This is a genomic window from Pseudomonas kribbensis (assembly GCF_003352185.1).
In the GTDB taxonomy this organism is placed as follows: domain Bacteria; phylum Pseudomonadota; class Gammaproteobacteria; order Pseudomonadales; family Pseudomonadaceae; genus Aquipseudomonas; species Aquipseudomonas kribbensis.
In genome coordinates this window covers 4,563,488-4,581,772 of the sequence record NZ_CP029608.1, presented here as the reverse complement: position 1 = coordinate 4,581,772, position 18,285 = coordinate 4,563,488, and the positions used below count along the sequence as shown (strand labels likewise).

The 18,285-nt window shown below is 59.9% G+C and carries 22 protein-coding genes; 21 read left to right on the top strand and 1 reads right to left on the bottom strand.

Annotated elements, in window-relative coordinates:
- Positions 1–531: 531 nt before the first annotated feature.
- The 3 genes from rluC to sppA are packed head-to-tail and all read left to right on the top strand — an operon-like array spanning position 532 to position 3,157.
- The gene (gene rluC / locus DLD99_RS20855; RefSeq protein WP_011335441.1) at positions 532–1,494 is read left to right on the top strand and encodes a 23S rRNA pseudouridine(955/2504/2580) synthase RluC; all 963 of its coding nucleotides are present in this window, start codon (positions 532–534) and stop codon (positions 1,492–1,494) included.
- Positions 1,481–2,143 carry an HAD-IA family hydrolase gene (locus DLD99_RS20850; RefSeq protein ID WP_114884750.1) on the top strand — a complete coding sequence of 221 codons (663 nt, stop codon included), beginning with the start codon at positions 1,481–1,483 and terminating at the stop codon, positions 2,141–2,143. Before rluC ends, DLD99_RS20850 begins: the two co-directional genes overlap by 14 nt.
- A gap of 24 nt (positions 2,144–2,167) precedes the next feature.
- A complete protein-coding gene (gene sppA / locus DLD99_RS20845) occupies positions 2,168–3,157 on the top strand; it encodes a signal peptide peptidase SppA (RefSeq protein ID WP_114884748.1) in 990 nt (329 codons plus the stop codon).
- A 47-nt stretch (positions 3,158–3,204) separates the two neighbouring features.
- Here the strand turns inward: sppA and DLD99_RS20840 are convergent, their stop codons facing one another.
- Positions 3,205–3,783 carry a Maf family protein gene (locus DLD99_RS20840; protein ID WP_114884746.1) on the bottom strand — a complete coding sequence of 193 codons (579 nt, stop codon included), beginning with the start codon at positions 3,781–3,783 and terminating at the stop codon, positions 3,205–3,207.
- A 106-nt stretch (positions 3,784–3,889) separates the two neighbouring features.
- On the opposite strand from DLD99_RS20840, the gene DLD99_RS20835 reads away from it, so the two are divergent.
- From DLD99_RS20835 to DLD99_RS20750, 18 genes are all read left to right on the top strand, one after another.
- The gene (locus DLD99_RS20835; protein ID WP_085710932.1) at positions 3,890–4,417 is read left to right on the top strand and encodes a YceD family protein; all 528 of its coding nucleotides are present in this window, start codon (positions 3,890–3,892) and stop codon (positions 4,415–4,417) included.
- 13 nt (positions 4,418–4,430) lie between these two features.
- Complete coding sequence (rpmF, locus tag DLD99_RS20830) at positions 4,431–4,613, top strand: 50S ribosomal protein L32 (protein ID WP_003179396.1); 183 nt, start codon at positions 4,431–4,433, stop codon at positions 4,611–4,613.
- Positions 4,614–4,617: 4 nt separating this feature from the next.
- Positions 4,618–5,628 carry a phosphate acyltransferase PlsX gene (gene plsX, locus DLD99_RS20825; protein ID WP_074688106.1) on the top strand — a complete coding sequence of 337 codons (1,011 nt, stop codon included), beginning with the start codon at positions 4,618–4,620 and terminating at the stop codon, positions 5,626–5,628.
- A gap of 125 nt (positions 5,629–5,753) precedes the next feature.
- Complete coding sequence (gene fabD, locus DLD99_RS20820; RefSeq protein ID WP_114884744.1) at positions 5,754–6,692, top strand: ACP S-malonyltransferase; 939 nt, start codon at positions 5,754–5,756, stop codon at positions 6,690–6,692.
- Between the two features lie 16 nt (positions 6,693–6,708).
- Positions 6,709–7,452 carry a 3-oxoacyl-ACP reductase FabG gene (gene fabG, locus DLD99_RS20815; RefSeq protein ID WP_085710930.1) on the top strand — a complete coding sequence of 248 codons (744 nt, stop codon included), beginning with the start codon at positions 6,709–6,711 and terminating at the stop codon, positions 7,450–7,452.
- 196 nt (positions 7,453–7,648) lie between these two features.
- Positions 7,649–7,885, top strand: a complete 237-nt coding sequence (acpP, locus tag DLD99_RS20810; protein WP_003175607.1) for an acyl carrier protein — start codon at positions 7,649–7,651, stop codon at positions 7,883–7,885.
- Positions 7,886–7,993: 108 nt separating this feature from the next.
- Positions 7,994–9,238 carry a beta-ketoacyl-ACP synthase II gene (gene fabF / locus DLD99_RS20805; protein ID WP_007908259.1) on the top strand — a complete coding sequence of 415 codons (1,245 nt, stop codon included), beginning with the start codon at positions 7,994–7,996 and terminating at the stop codon, positions 9,236–9,238.
- Positions 9,238–10,053 (top strand): aminodeoxychorismate lyase, encoded by an 816-nt coding sequence (gene pabC, locus DLD99_RS20800; protein WP_114884741.1) that lies wholly within the window; start codon positions 9,238–9,240, stop codon positions 10,051–10,053. Before fabF ends, pabC begins: the two co-directional genes overlap by 1 nt.
- Positions 10,054–10,056: 3 nt before the next feature.
- Positions 10,057–11,238, top strand: a complete 1,182-nt coding sequence (gene mltG, locus DLD99_RS20795; RefSeq protein ID WP_114884739.1) for an endolytic transglycosylase MltG — start codon at positions 10,057–10,059, stop codon at positions 11,236–11,238.
- Positions 11,239–11,257: 19 nt separating this feature from the next.
- Positions 11,258–11,890 (top strand): dTMP kinase, encoded by a 633-nt coding sequence (gene tmk / locus DLD99_RS20790; protein ID WP_114884737.1) that lies wholly within the window; start codon positions 11,258–11,260, stop codon positions 11,888–11,890.
- Positions 11,883–12,866 (top strand): DNA polymerase III subunit delta', encoded by a 984-nt coding sequence (locus tag DLD99_RS20785; RefSeq protein WP_114884736.1) that lies wholly within the window; start codon positions 11,883–11,885, stop codon positions 12,864–12,866. The genes tmk and DLD99_RS20785 overlap by 8 nt, the downstream gene beginning before the upstream one ends.
- A gap of 42 nt (positions 12,867–12,908) precedes the next feature.
- Positions 12,909–13,265: a PilZ domain-containing protein gene (locus DLD99_RS20780; RefSeq protein ID WP_085710925.1), complete on the top strand. Its 357-nt coding sequence runs from the start codon at positions 12,909–12,911 to the stop codon at positions 13,263–13,265.
- A 15-nt stretch (positions 13,266–13,280) separates the two neighbouring features.
- On the top strand, positions 13,281–14,066 hold the full coding sequence (locus DLD99_RS20775) for a TatD family hydrolase (protein WP_085710924.1): 786 nt from the start codon (positions 13,281–13,283) through the stop codon (positions 14,064–14,066).
- A gap of 341 nt (positions 14,067–14,407) precedes the next feature.
- Positions 14,408–15,046 (top strand): TetR/AcrR family transcriptional regulator, encoded by a 639-nt coding sequence (locus DLD99_RS20770; RefSeq protein ID WP_007950805.1) that lies wholly within the window; start codon positions 14,408–14,410, stop codon positions 15,044–15,046.
- A 138-nt stretch (positions 15,047–15,184) separates the two neighbouring features.
- Entirely contained in the window at positions 15,185–16,153 is a 969-nt protein-coding gene (locus DLD99_RS20765) for a GTP 3',8-cyclase MoaA (protein WP_114884734.1), read from the top strand.
- 120 nt (positions 16,154–16,273) lie between these two features.
- On the top strand, positions 16,274–16,879 hold the full coding sequence (locus DLD99_RS20760) for a DUF4823 domain-containing protein (RefSeq protein ID WP_007950810.1): 606 nt from the start codon (positions 16,274–16,276) through the stop codon (positions 16,877–16,879).
- A gap of 15 nt (positions 16,880–16,894) precedes the next feature.
- Positions 16,895–17,455, top strand: coding sequence for a DUF1285 domain-containing protein (locus DLD99_RS20755; protein ID WP_114884732.1), 561 nt, complete (start codon positions 16,895–16,897; stop codon positions 17,453–17,455).
- A 101-nt stretch (positions 17,456–17,556) separates the two neighbouring features.
- The gene (locus tag DLD99_RS20750; protein ID WP_085710921.1) at positions 17,557–18,273 is read left to right on the top strand and encodes a FadR/GntR family transcriptional regulator; all 717 of its coding nucleotides are present in this window, start codon (positions 17,557–17,559) and stop codon (positions 18,271–18,273) included.
- Positions 18,274–18,285 lie beyond the last annotated feature (12 nt).

Sequence of the window (18,285 nt, the reverse complement as noted above, 5' to 3'; positions counted from 1 at the left end):
AGCACTCAGTCAGGAGGAGGAATCAACCGTGGCTGTGGACGAGATGAAGCGTCTTGAGAAAGCCTGTTGCTACACAGTCCAGCGGTTGTGCATCTCCACCCTACACGTATCCCTGATAATTCGGGTGCTGCCGCGCGCAGAATCCGCAGCGGGTTGGCATTTACCGTGAGCTCCGAAAGGGGAGGTCACGCATCATGGCTAATTCAGGCGGTGTTTCCGGCGCTTTCACTCGGGGTCATCCGCGGCTGACTGCACTTTGTGAACTGGCCGTGAATATGGCTCGCGTGGCGAGTCAGAACTCTGCTTTGCGGCGTGATTCAGGCCTCATGTCACCTGCGCTTGTTACAGCTGCAAACTCCACCGTTACGTAGCGAAAGCCCCGTAGGACGGCCTCGCGTCCTGGTGAATTGCGTTGGTCAGGGCCGGTTTTTGACCGTGGTTCCGCTGTCCAGGCCGCTTTTGGCGGCGTTCGCGACTATAGCAGCAATGATTAAGTGCTTCAATTCCATAAAAATTGTTATCATCCGCGGCATGACGACTACTGCCCCTTCGACTCCAGGCGTTCAATTGCTTGAGGTCTCGCCGGAATATGCCGGCCAACGAATCGACAATTTTCTTCTCGCCCGGCTCAAAGGCGTGCCCAAGACCTTGATTTACCGCATTTTGCGCAAAGGCGAAGTGCGAGTTAACAAAGGTCGGATCAAGCCCGAATACAAGCTGCAGGCCGGCGATATCGTGCGCGTGCCGCCGGTTCGTGTGCCCGAGCGTGACGAGCCGGTGCCTTTGGCCCAGGGCCTGTTGCAGCGCCTGGAAGCCTCGATTGTCTACGAAGACAAAGCCCTGATCGTGATCAACAAGCCCGCCGGCATTGCGGTTCACGGTGGCAGCGGCCTGAATTACGGCGTGATCGAAGCCTTTCGTCAGTTGCGCCCCGATGCCAAGGAGCTCGAGCTGGTTCACCGTCTCGATCGCGACACCTCCGGCCTGCTGATGATCGCCAAGAAACGCAGCATGTTGCGTCACTTGCATGCCGCGTTGCGCGGTGACGGTGTCGACAAGCGCTACATGGCACTGGTTCGCGGCAACTGGGCGACCTCGATCAAGCAAGTCCGTGCGGCGCTCGGCAAGAGCAATCTGCGCTCCGGTGAGCGCATGGTCGAGGTCGACGAGGAGGAGGGCAAGGAGTCGGTGACCGTGTTCAAGGTCCTGCGTCGCTTCGGCGATTTTGCCACTCTGATCGAAGCCAAGCCGATCACCGGTCGCACGCACCAGATCCGCGTTCACACGTTGCACGCCGGGCACTGCATTGCGGGTGACACCAAATACGGCGATGACAATTTCAGTAAGGAAATCCGTGATCTGGGCGGCAAGCGCCTGTTCCTGCACGCTTACATGCTGACCGTGCCGCTGCCCGATGGCGGTGAACTCAAGTTGCAGGCACCGGTCGATGAAATGTGGGCCAAGACTGTGGAGCGATTGAGTGCGCCCATCTGATTACAAGCTGCTGATTTTCGATTGGGACGGCACGCTGGCCGATTCCATTCATCGGATTGTCGAGGCAATGCACTCGGCGTCCGGGCGTTCAGGTTTCGAGTTGCATGATGATTTTGCCGTCAAGGGCATCATCGGTCTGGGCTTGCCCGAGGCGATCCGCACGCTGTATCCGGAAATCAGCGATGCCGAAATGACCTTGTTCCGCGAGTATTACGCGGATCACTACATCGCTGCAGAAGCCGTGCCTTCGCCGTTGTTCGAGGGCGTAGTCGAGTCGATGGCGTCCTTTCGCGAGCAGGGCTATCACCTGGCTGTTGCGACCGGCAAGAATCGTCGCGGGCTGGATCGGGTGCTCAAGGCCAATGGTTGGGAAGATTATTTCGATATCACCCGTGCTGCCGATGAAACTGCCAGCAAGCCGCACCCTCTGATGCTGGAACAGATCCTTGCGCATTGCGGTGTGCGTGCCGAACAGGCGCTGATGGTCGGCGATTCGTCCTTCGATCTGTTGATGGCGCGTAACGCGGGGATGGATTCGGTGGCGGTCAGCTACGGTGCGCAATCGATCGAGTCGCTGCAGCAGTTTGAGCCGCGACTGTCGATTGACCGGTTTTCTGAATTGCATGCCTGGCTGGCGCAGCGGGCTTAATACGTTTTTGCTGGGGTGGATGGCATGACCGACGAATGGAAAGCACCGGCCAAGGCAACTGCCGACGACGGTGATGCGAAAAGCTGGAAGCTGCTGGAAAAGACCTTGCTGGCCAGTGTGCAGGAGCAGCGTCGTTCCAGGCGTTGGGGGATCTTCTTCAAGCTGCTGACGTTTGTTTACCTGTTTGTCGCGCTGCTCCTGTTCACGCCGTTGATGGACATGGAAAAGAGCGCCACTCGCAGCTCGAATTACACGGCGCTGATCGATATCACCGGCATGATTGCCGATAAAGAGCCAGCCAGCGCCGACAATATCGTGGGCAGTCTGCGTGCGGCGTTCGAAGACAAGAAGGTCAAGGGCGTGATCCTGCGCATCAACAGCCCGGGTGGCAGTCCGGTGCAGTCAGGTTATGTGTATGACGAGATCAAGCGCCTGCGCGGCCTGCATCCGGATACCAAGGTGTATGCGGTGATTTCCGACCTCGGTGCGTCCGGGGCCTATTACATCGCCAGTGCGGCGGATCAGATCTATGCCGACAAGGCGAGCCTGGTCGGTTCCATTGGTGTGACAGCGGCCGGTTACGGCTTTGTCGGCACCATGGAGAAGCTGGGCGTCGAGCGTCGCACTTACACCTCAGGCGAGCACAAGTCGTTCCTTGATCCGTTCCAGCCGCAGAAGCCGGAAGAAACCGCGTTCTGGCAAAGTGTGCTGGATACCACGCACAAGCAGTTCATCAATAGCGTCAAGCAAGGGCGTGGCGATCGCCTGAAGGACAAGGAGCATCCGGAGCTGTTCTCCGGGCTGGTCTGGTCTGGCGAGCAGGCGCTGCCATTGGGGCTGATCGATGGTCTGGGTAATGCCAGCTCGGTGGCGCGTGATGTGATTGGCGAAAAGGAACTGGTGGACTTCACCGTTCAGGAATCGCCGTTCGATCGCTTCTCGAAAAAACTGGGCGCCAGTGTGGCCGAGCAGTTGGCAATGTGGATGGGTTTCCACGGTCCGTCGCTGCGCTGATCGCTTGATGCATAAAAAACCGGCCTTCGTGGCCGGTTTTTTGTGGATCAGGGGATTTGTACGCCTTCCGCCAGCAGCATGTCGATCAGGCGAATCAGCGGCAAGCCGATCAGGCTGGTGGCGTCGGGGCCTTCGGTGGATTGGAACAGGCTTACGCCCAGTCCTTCCGCCTTGAAGCTGCCGGCGCAGTCGTAGGGTTGTTCGGCGTGCAGGTAGCGCTCGACGCGGGCCTGATCCAGTGCGCGCATGTGTACGGTGAAAGGCACGCAGTCAACCTGGCAGTGGCCGGTCTGGCTGTTGAGCAGGGCCAGGCCGGTGAGGAAGGTCACGCTGGCGCCGCTGGCGGCCATCAGTTGTTCGCGGGCGTTTTCGAAGGTGTGAGGCTTGCCGATGATTCGCTCACCGAGCACGGCTACCTGGTCGGAACCGATGATCAGATGGGCAGGGTGGCTGTCGGCCAGTGCCCGGGCTTTCTGTTCGGCGAGGCGTTTGACCAGGTCGATTGCCGATTCTTCCGGGCGATGACTTTCATCGATGTCCGGTGAGCTGCAGACGAACGGCAGGCGCAGGCGATTGAGCAATTCCCGACGATAGGTCGAGCTTGAAGCGAGTAATAAAGGCAGCATTCGCGTCTCCAGAGGCAGGCTGCAGATTCTAGCGGAGGCTTGCAAGTGACGGACAGGGCACAATTTCCTTTGACATGGGTGGGTGCATCCCTATAATGCTGCGCCTATGTTGAATGACCCGATTCCACCTCACGTTGACCCGCGCAAATTGGCTGACCGTGGCACCACCCTTCAAGGTGAACTGCTGCTGGCCGATTTGAAGAGACTCTGCGACCCGCTTTCCGACGATGTCGGTACGGTGCAGGCCAAATTAGTTTTTGAACGAGATGAACGTAAATCTGTGGTGATCCACAGCTTTATCGACACCGAAGTCAAAATGGTTTGCCAGCGTTGTCTTGAGCTGGTCACCCTGCCGATCCACAGCGAATGCAGTTACGCCGTGGTGAAGGAGGGTGCGAATACCCAGTCGTTACCGAAAGGTTATGACGTGCTGGAACTGGGCGAAGATCCTTTGGATCTGCAGTCACTGATCGAGGAGGAGCTTCTGCTCGCCTTGCCCATTGTGCCTGCTCATCATCCGGAAGAATGCCAGCAGCCGGCGGGAGCAGATGAGCCCGAACCGAGCGAGGACGAGGTAACGCGGTCCAACCCGTTCAGTGTATTGGCGCAGTTAAAGCGTGACCCAAACGTTTAGGAGTTAATCAATTATGGCTGTTCAGCAGAACAAAAAATCCCGCTCTGCCCGTGACATGCGCCGTTCGCACGACGCTCTCGAGGCTAGCACCCTGTCTGTAGAAAAAACCACCGGTGAAGTTCACCTGCGTCACCACGTATCGCCAGAAGGCGTATACCGTGGCCGTAAAGTGATCGACAAGGGCGCTGACGAGTAATCACTTGTCCGCTCAAGTCATCGCGATTGACGCAATGGGCGGGGACTTCGGTCCCCGCAGCATTGTTCAGGCCAGCCTTGCTTGCCTTTCTGCTACGCCCTCGCTGCACCTGACCCTTGTCGGTCAACCCTCCCTTCTTGAAGAACTGATCACCGGCCAGTCGGCTGCCGATCGCGCGCGCCTGACGATTGTTCCGGCGTCCGAAGTCATCACCATGGACGAAAAACCAGCCCAGGCCTTGCGTGGCAAGCCGGACTCGTCGATGCGTGTCGCTCTCGAATTGCTGCGTGATGGCAAGGTTCAGGCCTGTGTCAGTGCCGGCAATACCGGTGCGCTGATGGCGCTGTCGCGATTTGTACTCAAGACCCTGCCGGGAATTGATCGTCCGGCCATGGTGGCCGCGATTCCTACGCAGAAGGGCTACTGCCAGTTGCTCGATCTGGGCGCCAACGTCGATTGCAGTGCCGAGCACTTGTTGCAGTTCGCGGTGATGGGGTCCGTGGCCGCGCAAACTCTGGGCATTGCCCGTCCGCGCGTCGCGTTGCTGAACATCGGTACTGAGGACATCAAGGGCAATCAGCAGGTCAAGCTCGCTGCAACATTGCTGCAAGCAGCCCGGGGTATCAATTACATCGGTTTCATCGAGGGCGATGGCTTGTATCGCGGCGAGGCGGATGTGGTGGTGTGTGACGGTTTCGTCGGCAATATCCTGCTCAAGTCCAGCGAGGGCCTGGCGACGATGATTGCCGCGCGCATCGAGGCCTTGTTCAAGAAGAATCTGGCTTCCCGTGCTGTCGGCGCTCTGGCGTTGCCATTGATGAAGCGTCTGCAGGCTGATCTGGCGCCGGCGCGACATAACGGCGCAAGCTTTCTCGGCTTGCAGGGAATTGTCGTGAAGAGTCACGGTTCGGCCGGGGTTCAGGGGTTTCAAAGCGCCATTCAGCGAGCACTGATCGAGATTCAGGAGAATCTTCCCGAGCGCCTGCACGGCCGTCTGGAGGATTTGTTGTCTTAGGCGTTTTCGTCGGACAATGCTTAAATGTGACCGCCCGGTTCAAAGGGCCATCCAACTGTCAGTTTCTTGCGTCCCTCTAGCGGGATGCCATTTTTCCGACGACAAGATCATTAGGGGCTTGTTACATGTCTGCTTCCCTCGCATTCGTCTTTCCAGGACAGGGTTCGCAGTCCCTCGGCATGCTGGCCGAGCTGGGCGCGCAACATCCGCTGATCCTCGAAACTTTCAAAGAAGCATCCGATGCTCTGGGCTACGACCTGTGGGCGCTGACCCAGCAGGGTCCGGAAGAGCTGCTCAATCAAACCGACAAAACCCAACCGGCCATTCTGACCGCTTCGATCGCCCTGTGGCGTCTGTGGCTGGCTGAAGGTGGCGCGCGCCCGGCATTCGTTGCCGGTCACAGCCTGGGTGAATACAGCGCACTGGTTGCTGCCGGCAGCCTGAGCCTGGCGGACGCGGTAAAACTCGTCGAGCGCCGTGGCCAGCTGATGCAGGAAGCCGTTCCGGCCGGGCAGGGCGGCATGGCTGCCATCCTCGGTCTGGAAGATGCCGACGTGCTGGCAGCCTGTGCCGAAGCGGCGCAAGGCGACGTGGTCAGCGCGGTGAACTTCAACTCCCCGGGCCAGGTGGTGATCGCCGGTGCCAAGGCTGCCGTTGAACGCGCCATCGAAGGCTGCAAGGCTCGTGGCGCCAAGCGTGCCATGCCGCTGCCGGTCAGCGTGCCGTCGCACTGTGAGCTGATGCGTCCGGCTGCCGAGCGTTTCGCCGAATCCATCGCTGCCATCGACTGGCAGGCGCCGCAGATCCCTGTGGTACAGAACGTCAGCGCTCAGGTGCCGGCGGATCTGGAAACCCTCAAGCGCGATCTGCTGGAGCAACTCTACAAGCCGGTTCGCTGGGTCGAGTCCGTACAGACTCTGGCAGCGAAAGGCGCGACCAATCTGGTCGAGTGCGGCCCTGGCAAAGTGCTGGCCGGTCTGAACAAACGCTGCGCCGAAGGCGTATCGACTTCCAACCTCAATACCCCAGACGCTTTCGCTGCCGCTCGCGCGGCGGCTGTCTGAATCAGGAGAAGCTTGCATGAGTCTGCAAGGTAAAGTTGCACTGGTCACCGGCGCAAGCCGTGGTATCGGCCAGGCTATCGCACTGGAACTGGGTCGTCAGGGCGCCATCGTTGTCGGCACCGCGACTTCCGCTTCGGGCGCCGAGCGCATTGCTGCGACCCTGAAAGAGAATGGCATTCAGGGCGCAGGTTTCGAGCTGAACGTCACCAGTGACGAATCGGTCACCGCAGTGCTGGCAAGCATTCAGGAGCAATTCGGTGCTCCGGTCGCGATCCTGGTCAACAATGCCGGTATCACCCGCGATAACCTGATGATGCGCATGAAAGACGACGAGTGGTACGACGTGATCGATACCAACCTGAACAGTCTGTATCGCCTGTCCAAGGGCGTTCTGCGTGGCATGACCAAGGCGCGTTGGGGTCGAATTATCAGTATTGGCTCGGTGGTGGGTGCCATGGGCAACGCTGGCCAAGTAAACTATGCAGCCGCCAAGGCCGGTCTGGAAGGTTTCAGCCGTGCCATGGCGCGTGAAGTCGGTTCGCGTTCGATTACGGTCAACTCGGTAACCCCAGGGTTCATCGACACCGATATGACGCGCGAACTGCCTGAAGCACAGCGTGAAGCCTTGCAGACGCAGATTCCGCTGGGCCGTCTGGGACAAGCTCAAGAGATCGCGTCCGTGGTCGCTTTTCTTGCATCCGACGGTGCGGCATACGTGACCGGGGCTACAATCCCGGTTAACGGCGGGATGTACATGTAATTCAAATGTGACGGATTGCTTCAAAAAAATGTCATACGAGCTGTCTAAAATCCGTTATAAAGCTGCAATCTATTTATAGGCAGAGGGTCGCAGGGTTTGAGGAGTGAAGCTTTCAGTTGAAAAGCTGAAAAGTCTTTCTATACACTTACCCACTGGCCAGCTGCCTGAATTTGTCCATTAGGAGTGAAAACAAGGTATGAGCACCATCGAAGAGCGCGTCAAGAAAATCGTTGCCGAGCAACTGGGTGTTAAAGAAGAAGAAGTGGTAAACACCGCTTCCTTCGTAGAAGACCTGGGTGCCGACTCCCTTGACACCGTTGAGCTGGTGATGGCTCTGGAAGAGGAATTCGAGACCGAAATCCCTGACGAAGAAGCTGAGAAGATCACTACTGTACAAGCTGCAATCGACTACGTTACTAGCCACCAGGCGTAATAGTTTGTAATCGTTGCTTGCTGTCATGGAAAAACCGCACTGCCATCATGGCGTGCGGTTTTTTCTTTAGGCCTGATGCAAAATCGTCATTTGAAAAAGGAGAGTGCTGTGTCGCGTAGACGCGTCGTAGTCACCGGTATGGGTATGTTGTCGCCACTGGGCACGGATGTGCCGAGCAGTTGGCAGGGCATTCTGGCTGGCCGCAGTGGCATTGGTCTGATCGAACACACCGACCTTTCTGCCTATTCCACCCGCTTTGGCGGCTCGGTAAAGGGCTTCAATGTCGAGGAATACCTGTCGGTCAAGGAAGCGCGCAAGCTCGACCTGTTCATTCAGTACGGTCTGGCGGCCGGCTTTCAAGCCGTACGCAATGCCGGCCTGGAAGTCACCGATGCCAACCGTGAACGCATTGGCGTGGCCATGGGTTCGGGTATCGGCGGTCTGACCAACATCGAAGAAACCAGCCGCACCCTGCACGAGACCGGTCCACGCCGGATTTCTCCGTTCTTTGTGCCTGGCTCGATCATCAATATGATTTCCGGTTTCCTGTCCATCCACCTGGGTGCACAGGGGCCTAACTACGCCATCGCCACAGCGTGTACCACCGGTACGCACTGCATCGGTATGGCGGCCCGCAACATCATGTACGACGAAGCCGACGTGATGATTGCCGGCGGTGCCGAGATGGCTGCGTGCGGTCTGGGCATGGGCGGCTTCGGCGCCTCCCGCGCACTGTCGACCCGCAACGACGAACCGACCCGTGCCAGCCGTCCATGGGACAAGGGCCGTGACGGTTTCGTACTGTCCGACGGCGCCGGCGCTCTGGTGCTCGAAGAGCTCGAGCACGCCAAGGCACGTGGCGCGACCATCTACGCCGAACTGATCGGTTTCGGCACCAGTGGTGACGCGTTCCACATGACTTCGCCGCCTGCTGACGGCGCCGGTGCTGCACGTTGCATCACCAATGCGCTGCGCGACGCGAAGATCAACGTTGATCAAGTGCAATACATCAACGCTCACGGTACTTCGACGCCGGCCGGTGACCTCGCTGAAGCCAACGCGATCAAGTCGGTGTTCGGTGATCACGCCTACAAGCTGGCGGTCAGCTCCACCAAGTCCATGACCGGTCACCTGCTGGGTGCAGCGGGCGCGGTCGAGGCGATCTTCAGCGTGCTGGCGATCAACAGCCAGGTGGCGCCGCCGACCATCAACCTCGATGAGCCGGACGAAGGCTGCGACCTCGACTTTGTGCCGCACACCGCGCGCAACATGGACATCGACGTCGTGCTGTCCAACTCGTTCGGGTTTGGCGGCACCAACGGCACGTTGGCGTTCCGTCGGTTCGCTGGCTGATGGACTGCTGGGTCGACGGTCAACCGGCTGACGCTCTGTCGCTGAAAGATCGCGGCCTGGCTTACGGCGACGGTCTGTTCGAGACCATCGCCGTACGTGGCGGCCAGCCTTTGCTGCTGGAACGTCACCTGACGCGGCTTGCCGAGGGCTGTTCACGCCTGGCCATCGCGGCCGATATCGAGCTGATCCGTAGCGAGCTGCAAGCCTATGCAGCGGCCATGGGGGAGGGGGTGCTCAAGCTCATCCTCACCCGTGGCGACGGCTTGCGCGGTTATGCGCCGGATCCTTCCGCGCAGGGCCGACGCATTCTGCAAGGCAATCCTCCTGCGGCTTATCCTGCCGTCCACGGTGAGCAAGGCGTCCGCCTGTTTCCGTGTACGACGCGTTTGTCCGTCCAGCCTTTGCTGGCAGGCCTCAAGCATCTCAATCGTCTGGAACAGGTTTTCGCCCGCGCCGAATGGCAGGACAGCGAGCACGCCGAAGGCTTGATGCTCGACCAGGCGGGCCGAGTGATCGAAGGCGTGTTCAGCAACCTTTTTCTGGTGCGCGATGGCGTGCTGGTCACGGCAGATCTGAAGCGCTGCGGCGTGGCCGGTGTGATGCGTGCCGAACTATTGTTTCAGGCCGCATCCTCGGGTATCCCCGTGCAAATCACCGATATCAGCCTTGATCAGCTGCAATGGGCTGACGAAGTCTTTGTCTGCAACAGCGTGTATGGCGTCTGGCCGGTACGCGCGTACGCTGCACTGAGCTGGCCGGTTGGGCCGCTCACCCGTAAACTGCAAACCATTGCCCGCACGCTACTGGATGCCTGATTCGTGAGACGTAAACTTTTGCTGCTGCTGGAAACCGGACTGGTTCTGGCGGGGCTGCTGCTGGGCGCCAGCGCCTGGAAGATTCATTCGGCACTGGAACAGCCCCTGAACATCACACAGGAAGAACTGCTGGATGTGCCCAAGGGTTCCACACCGACCCGCACTATTCTCGGACTTGAAACCGATGGCGTGATCAAGGACGCGTTCTGGCTACGCATTTACTGGCGCTTCAATCTGTCCGGCACCCCGATCCACACGGGCGAGTACCGCATGCAGCCGGGCATGACCGTCAAGGGCCTGATCGATCTGTGGAAGCGTGGCGAGGTGGTCCAGTACAGCCTGACTCTCGTCGAGGGCTGGAACTTCCATCAGGTCCGCGCCGCACTGGCGAAAGATGAAAAGATCGAGCAGACCCTGACCGGCCTGAGCGACAGCGATGTGATGAGCAAAATCGGCCACAAGGGCGTGTTTCCCGAAGGTCGATTCTTCCCCGATACCTACCGTTTCGTGCGCGGGGCCTCCGATACCGAGCTGCTGAAAAAGGCGTTCGATCGCCTCGACGAAGTACTGGCCAAAGAGTGGGAAAACCGTTCCACCGATGCGCCGTACACCGAGCCTTACCAGGCGCTGATCATGGCGTCGCTGGTAGAAAAGGAAACCGGGGTTCCCCAGGAACGTGGCCAGATTGCCGGCGTGTTTGTGCGTCGCATGGCACTGGGTATGCAACTGCAGACCGACCCGACGGTAATCTATGGCCTAGGTGATCGCTACAACGGCAAGTTGACCCGTGCGCATCTCAAGGAAGCCACGCCGTACAACACTTATGTGATTCCGGGGCTGCCGCCGACGCCGATTGCGATGGTCGGGCGCGAGGCGATTCACGCTGCGTTGAACCCGGTGGAAGGCACCAGCCTCTACTTTGTTGCCCGGGGCGATGGCAGCCACGTGTTCTCCGATGACCTTGATGCGCACAACAGTGCGGTGCGTGAGTTCCAGCTCAAGCGGCGCGCGGATTACCGCTCGAGCCCGGCGCCGGCATCGACGCCGGAAGCCACTCCGGCAAGCGGCGAAGCCGTTCCTGCCGCATCACCCGACACTGCGCCCGAGTCGTTGCCGCAGGTTCCTGTCCAGGAGCCCGCGCCGACACCGGAAACCGAAGCGGCCGCACCGCAAAACGCGCAATGACTTTGATTAAGGACTGCCTGTGACTGGCTTGTTTATTACCCTGGAAGGCCCGGAAGGCGCCGGCAAAAGCACCAACCGCGAATACCTCGCCGAGCGCCTGCGCGCCGCCGGTATCGAAGTGGTGCTGACCCGCGAACCCGGCGGTACGCCGCTGGCCGAGCGCATTCGCGAAGTGTTGCTGGCCCCGGTCGACGAAGTGATGAACCCTGACACCGAGTTGCTGCTGGTGTTCGCCGCCCGTGCCCAGCATCTGGCTGAAGTCATTCGCCCGGCGCTGGCCCGTGGCGCGGTGGTGCTGTGTGACCGTTTCACCGATTCGACTTACGCCTATCAGGGCGGCGGTCGCGGCTTGTCGCTGGAGCGCATCGCGGCGCTGGAGACTTTCGTTCAGGGCGACCTGCGCCCTGACCTGACGCTGATTTTCGATCTGCCGGTGGAAATCGGCCTGGCCCGTGCCAGCGCTCGGGGTCGACTGGATCGCTTCGAGCTGGAAGGCCGGGCGTTCTTCGAAGCGGTGCGCAGTGCGTTCCTCAAGCGTGCCGAGGCGGATCCGGCGCGTTACGTGCGGGTCGATGCCGGCCAGTCGTTGGCGCAGGTCCAGCAGTCGCTGGACGGCTTGCTCCCGCGCTTGCTGGAGCTGAGCCGTGGCTGAGGCCTATCCGTGGCAGGACAGTCTCTGGCAGCAACTGGCCGGACGCTCTCAGCACGCTCATGCGTATCTGCTGCACGGTCCTGCCGGGATCGGCAAGCGTGCACTGGCCGAGCGGCTGATGGCCAGCCTGCTGTGCCAGCGTCCGACGCCTGAAGCCTGCGGCGAGTGCAAATCCTGCCTGCTGCTCAAGGCCGGCAGCCACCCGGACAATTACATCCTCGAACCGGAAGAAGCGGACAAGGCGATCAAGGTCGACCAGGTGCGCGATCTGGTCAGTTTCGTGGTGCAGACCGCGCAACTGGGCGGTCGCAAGGTGGTGCTGATCGAGCCGGTGGAGTCGATGAACATCAACGCCGCCAACGCCTTGCTCAAAAGCCTTGAAGAGCCGTCCGGCGATACCGTGCTGTTGCTGGTCAGTCACCAGCCGAGCCGCTTGTTGCCGACGATCAAGAGCCGTTGTGTGCAGCAGGCCTGTCCGCTGCCGAGCGAGGCCATGAGCCTGCAATGGCTGGCTCAGGCATTGCCGGAAAGTTCTGAAGAGGAACGTGTCGAACTGCTGACCCTGGCCGCTGGCTCGCCGTTGGCAGCCGTCACGTTGCAGGGGCAGGGCGTGCGCGAACAGCGGGCGCAGGTGGTCGAAGGCGTGAAGAAGCTGCTCAAGCAGCAGCAATCGCCGACGCAACTGGCCGATGAGTGGAAAAACATTCCGATGCTGCGTCTGTTCGACTGGTTCTGCGACTGGTCGAGCCTGATCCTGCGCTACCAACTGACCCAGGATGAAGCGGGCCTCGGCCTGACCGACATGCGCAAGGTCGTGCAGTACCTGGCGCAGAAAAGTGCCCAGGGCAAAGTCCTCGATATCCAGGACTGGATTCTCGCCCAGCGCCAGAAAGTCCTGAGCAAGGCCAACCTCAACGCGGCATTGCTGCTGGAAGCGTTGTTGGTGCAATGGGCGAGTCTGCCTGGCCAAAGATAAGAATGTGTACCTAGACTCTGAACATCAGCAGTGGAGGTCAACATGAATGAACCCGTCAGCCCGGGGCCGCGCAACGGCATCTTGTCCCTGACCATCAAGGACAAGTCCGTCCTGTACGCCGCGTACATGCCGTTCATCAGGAACGGTGGCCTGTTCATCCCGACCAACAAGAGCTACAAGTTGGGCGACGAGGTGTTCATGCTGCTGCACCTGATGGACGAGGCGGAAAAGATTCCAGTGGCCGGCAAGGTCGCCTGGATCACCCCCAAAGGCGCCCAGGGCAATCGCGCTGCCGGCGTCGGTGTGCAATTCAACGATGGCGACAACACCGCGCGCAGTCGCATCGAAACCCATCTGGCCGGAGCCCTGAAGTCCGACCGTCCCACTCATACGATGTAAGTTGCAGTCCTTTTTATGCTCGTAGATTCCCATTGTCACCTTGATCGCCTCGACCTCGCCGCTCACGACGGTTCTCTGGATGCTGCGCTGGATGCAGCCCGCCAACGCGGTGTCGGGCATTTCCTGTGCATCGGCGTCAGTGCCGACAACGCGGCCGATGTCAAAGCGCTGGCCGAGCGTTACGACGATGTCGATTGTTCGGTCGGCGTGCATCCGCTGGATGTACAACCGGGCGCTGCGCCGGCGCTGGACTGGCTGCTGCACGAGCTCAATCACCCTAAAGTGGTGGCGATCGGCGAAACCGGTCTGGACTACCACTACGAGCCGGAAGCCGCCGAGTTGCAGCAGGAATCGTTCCGTCTGCACCTGCAAGCCGCACAGCAGACCGGCAAACCGGTGATCATCCACACCCGTGGCGCCCGTGCCGACACCCTTGAGCTGTTGCGCGAAGCCGCGTTGCCCCAGGCCGGTGTGCTCCATTGCTTCACCGAAGACTGGGACATGGCCAAGGCAGCGCTGGACATGGGGTATTACATATCCCTGTCGGGCATCGTCACCTTCCGCAATGCCGATGCGCTGCGCGACGTGGCAAGCAAGGTGCCGGCGGATCGTCTGCTGGTGGAAACCGATTCTCCGTACCTGGCGCCGATCCCTTATCGCGGCAAGCCGAACCTGCCGCAATACGTGCGGGAAGTGGCAGAGTTTCTGGCGATGCTGCGGGGCGAGAATTACGAGCGCTTTGCCGAGCAGACCACCGAGAACTTCAAGCGACTGTTTCCGCTGGCGCACGTAAAAGCCTGAATCGCAGGCAAAAAAAACCCGGGTTCTGGGGGGTGAATCCGGGTTAAGACCATTAGGAGTAAAACAAAGGCACGCGGTCCCTTGGTACCTTTACCGGCGCGACACTTGGGGGAGATGTCGCCCGACAGTTCAAGTATTGATCAGTCTGGCGTTCAGTCCAGTTGGCCGGTCGGGGTTTTTAAACAAATTTGGAATACGTTCGCTTCGGTTATGTTCTCATTCCCCCCGAAACGTTCGTGAAATGAACAAGAAACACAGATATGGTCGGATGATCCGTGCATTTTTGCGCAAGTTAGGCATAATACGCGGCTTCGAATTTTGACCCCTACAGACCTTTTCTTATGCACAAAGAACCTCGTAAGGTCCGTGAGTTTCGTCGCCGCGAGCAAGAAATTCTCGATACCGCGCTCAAGCTGTTCCTCGAACAAGGTGAAGACAGTGTCACCGTCGAGATGATTGCTGATGCCGTGGGTATCGGCAAAGGCACGATCTACAAGCACTTCAAGTCCAAGGCGGAAATCTATCTGCGCCTGATGCTCGATTACGAGCGCGACTTGAACGAGCTGTTGCATTCGGCCGATGTCGACAAGGACAAGGAAGCCCTGTCCCGTGCCTACTTTGAATTCCGCATGCGCGACCCGCAGCGCTATCGCCTGTTCGATCGCCTGGAAGAGAAGGTGGTCAAGGGCAATCAGGTCCCGGAGATGGTCGAGGAGCTGCACAAGATCCGTGCCTCGAACTTCGAACGCCTGACCCTGCTCATCAAGGGCCGCATCAGCGAAGGCAAGCTCGAAGACGTGCCGCCGTACTTCCACTACTGCGCGTCCTGGGCGCTGGTGCACGGCGCGGTGGCGCTGTATCACTCGCCGTTCTGGAGCAATGTGCTGGAAGATCAGGAAGGTTTCTTCCAGTTCCTGATGGATATCGGCGTGCGCATGGGCAACAAGCGCAAGCGCGACCCTGAAACGCCAAGCAGCTGAATCATTCAGTCGCCTTATGCGCCGTGTTTTTCGCTACATGGCGCAGTACCGCAGGAATATACTCAGGCATAGGGCTTGCTAAAACTTGAATTGTGAGTCAAGTTTTAGCCGCTCGATTTTCCATCGCCGGAGTGCTTCATGATCGTTGACCGTCAAGGCAGGCGTTTTCGCAATTTGCGGATCAGTCTGACTTCAGCCTGCAATTACGCCTGTACCTACTGCGTGCCCAACGGCAAGCGGCTGGTGGCTGCGCAGGATGAACTGTCGGCCGAGGCCATGGCACGCGGCGTTGCCTACCTGATCGAAGCCGCCGGCATCGAACGCCTGCGCATCACCGGCGGCGAGCCGCTGGTCAGCCCCAAGCTCGAATCCTTCATGAGCGCCGTCGGCAAGATGGGGCTGGAAGACATCAGCCTGACCACCAACGGCCAGTTGCTCGCAAAAAAACTGCCGTTGCTGGTGGATGCCGGTATACGCCGGATCAACGTTTCCCTCGATACCCTGGACGCCGGCGCATTCCGCAGCATTGCCCGTGGCGGCGATCTGGCAACGGTGCTCGACGGCATGGATCGAGCCAAAGCGGCGGGCATGAAGATCAAGGTCAACATGGTGCCGTTGCGCGGGCAGAACCTCGACCAGGTGATGCCGTTGCTCGATTACTGCCTTGAGCGTGGCTACGAACTGCGTTTCATCGAGCTGATGCGCATGGGCCACCTGGCCAAGGACTCCAACGCTTTCCTGCAGCAGTTCGTCAGCCTGCAACAACTGCTGGAACTGATCGGCGAGCGTTACGAGTACGCACAAACCGACGCGCCGGTGGACGCCACGGCTGTTCGCTATGCGATTCCCGGTTTGGGCACCTTCGGCGTGATCGCCAACGAAAGCGTGCCGTTCTGCCGAACCTGTTCGCGCCTGCGCCTGTCGTCCACCGGATGGCTGCACGGCTGCCTGTCGTCGAGCAACCGCCACTATGTCGGTGACCTGCTCGACAAGCCGCGCCACGAGGCACTGCCAGCGTTGCAACGGCTGCTGGTCAAGGCGTTGGGCGACAAGCAGGAAGTCGCATTCTCCGGTGGCGCAACCGTCATGAAGATCATCGGCGGCTAAGTCTCTCGCCACAAAAACTCTATTTCAAAGCGGATACCTGCACATTTCCAAGGACTGGCGCAAAAGCTGCATCCTACGGCCATTCGCCGGTTTTCCGTCACCGGCTTCTGGAGGATTAGGATGCGTAGCCTGGTTTTGCTGCTGGCCGTTTTGGCGCTGGGCGGCTGTATGACTGTCAGTGACATGGCCGAAGGGACTCGCTACCAGATGAGCGACGCGGGTCTGCTGGACCACAGCGACAGCCGCCGCGTAAACAATTTCCGCATTCAGCCGGATTCGTTCATCTACATCGCACAAGGCTCGTTCGCGCCACCGGGTGGTTCTTACCCGCGTCCCAACGTGGTGGCCGAAGAGGCCTTCAAAGGCTTCGTCGAATACTTCCCGATGGTCCGCCGCGCCCGTGCGCCGGAAGGCCTCGACCAGGCGATGGGCGAAGCCCGCGATGCCGGTGCTCATTACCTGCTGTACACCCGCTTCGCCAAGGCTGACGACCGCATCGGCAACTCTGATGAGTGGCTGGATCAGGAAGCTGTGGATCGCCTCGGTATCGACGGCGGCGTGATTCAGATCATGTTGATCGAGACCAGCACCCAGTATTTGATTGATACTGCACGGATCAAGAGTCGTGGCGGTTTACTGACGTTCCACGACAACAAGCCCGAAGACCTGATCGGCCCACCGCTGGCGCAATATGCACGCAGCCTGCTGGGCGTCGGGGACCAGTAATTCAAGGAGTACGCCATGAGTGGCCCGCAAAAAGCCAATGACCTGCTGGGGCAAATCCCCAAAACCAAAGGCTTGCCGCCGGTGCACTTGTGGAACCCGGATTTCTGCGGCGACATCGACATGCGCATCGCCCGTGACGGCACCTGGTACTACCTGGGTACGCCGATCGGGCGCAAGCCGATGGTCAAGCTGTTCTCCACCATCATCCGCCGCGACGGCGATGATTATTTCCTGATCACCCCGGTCGAAAAGGTAGGGATCAAGGTCGATGACGCGCCCTTCGTGGCGATTGCCGTCGAGGTGGAAGGCGAGGGTGAGGCGCAAGTGCTGCGCTTTACCACCAACGTCGATGAAACCACCGAGGCCGGCGCGGAACATCCGATCCGGGTCGAGATCGATCCGGTCACTCAAGAACCTGCCCCCTACGTGCATGTACGCACCAACCTCGAAGCGCTGATCCACCGCAACGTGTTCTACCAATTGGTCGAACTGGCGGTCAGCCGAGAAATCAATGGCCAGCGCTGGCTCGTCGTCTGGAGCGGCGGCGAATTCTTCCGCATCGGCCTCGAACCTTAAAAAACCGCAGTCTGCGAAAGCAGGCTGCGGTTTTTTGTCGTTGACTCTCAATCGTATGATGATTAGCGTGGGCAACCACAGCGAACGGCGTCGGGGTGTTCATGTCGAGCAGTTTTCACGCTTCAACGGTTGACTGGCTGGGCGCCTGGATTGCCGCCGGCCAGGTGAAGCCGGGGCAGGCGATCAAGGTCGAGGCCGAGCTGGGCGAACAGCTGGGTGTCAGTCGCACCGTGATCCGCGAAGCCATCAAGACCCTCGTCGCCAAAGGCCTGCTCGAAGTCGGGCCGAAAGTCGGCACCCGGGTGTTGCCGATCAAGCGCTGGAACCTGTTCGATCCGCAAGTCGTCGGCTGGCTGTCACGTAGCGGCTTGCCGGAAAACTTCGTCGATGACCTGCTCGACCTGCGCCGCACCATCGAACCGATGGCGGTGCGCTGGGCCTGCGAGCGGGCCACTGTCGAGCAGGTGCAAGCCATTCAGCAGGCCTACAACGCCCTGGAGCGGGCCGCGCACAGCGGCATCGATTACAACCGCGCCGATCAGTTCTTCCACGAGTGCATTCTCGCGGCCAGCCACAATCAATTCATCGAGCAAATGGTGCCGGCCCTCGGCGCGCTGCTCGCCGTGTCCTTCGAAGTGTCCGCCGCCGACCCCGACGAATTGCGTCGCACGCTGCCCATCCACAAAGACATGGCCGACGCCATCGCCGCCCGGGATGCCGCGCGCGGGGTTTGGGCCTGCATGACCCTGATCGACAATGCCGACCTGGCCATCAAGCGATTTTACCCGCAGGTGATGGCCGACAAGAAAGCCAGCTGAGAAAAACAACAA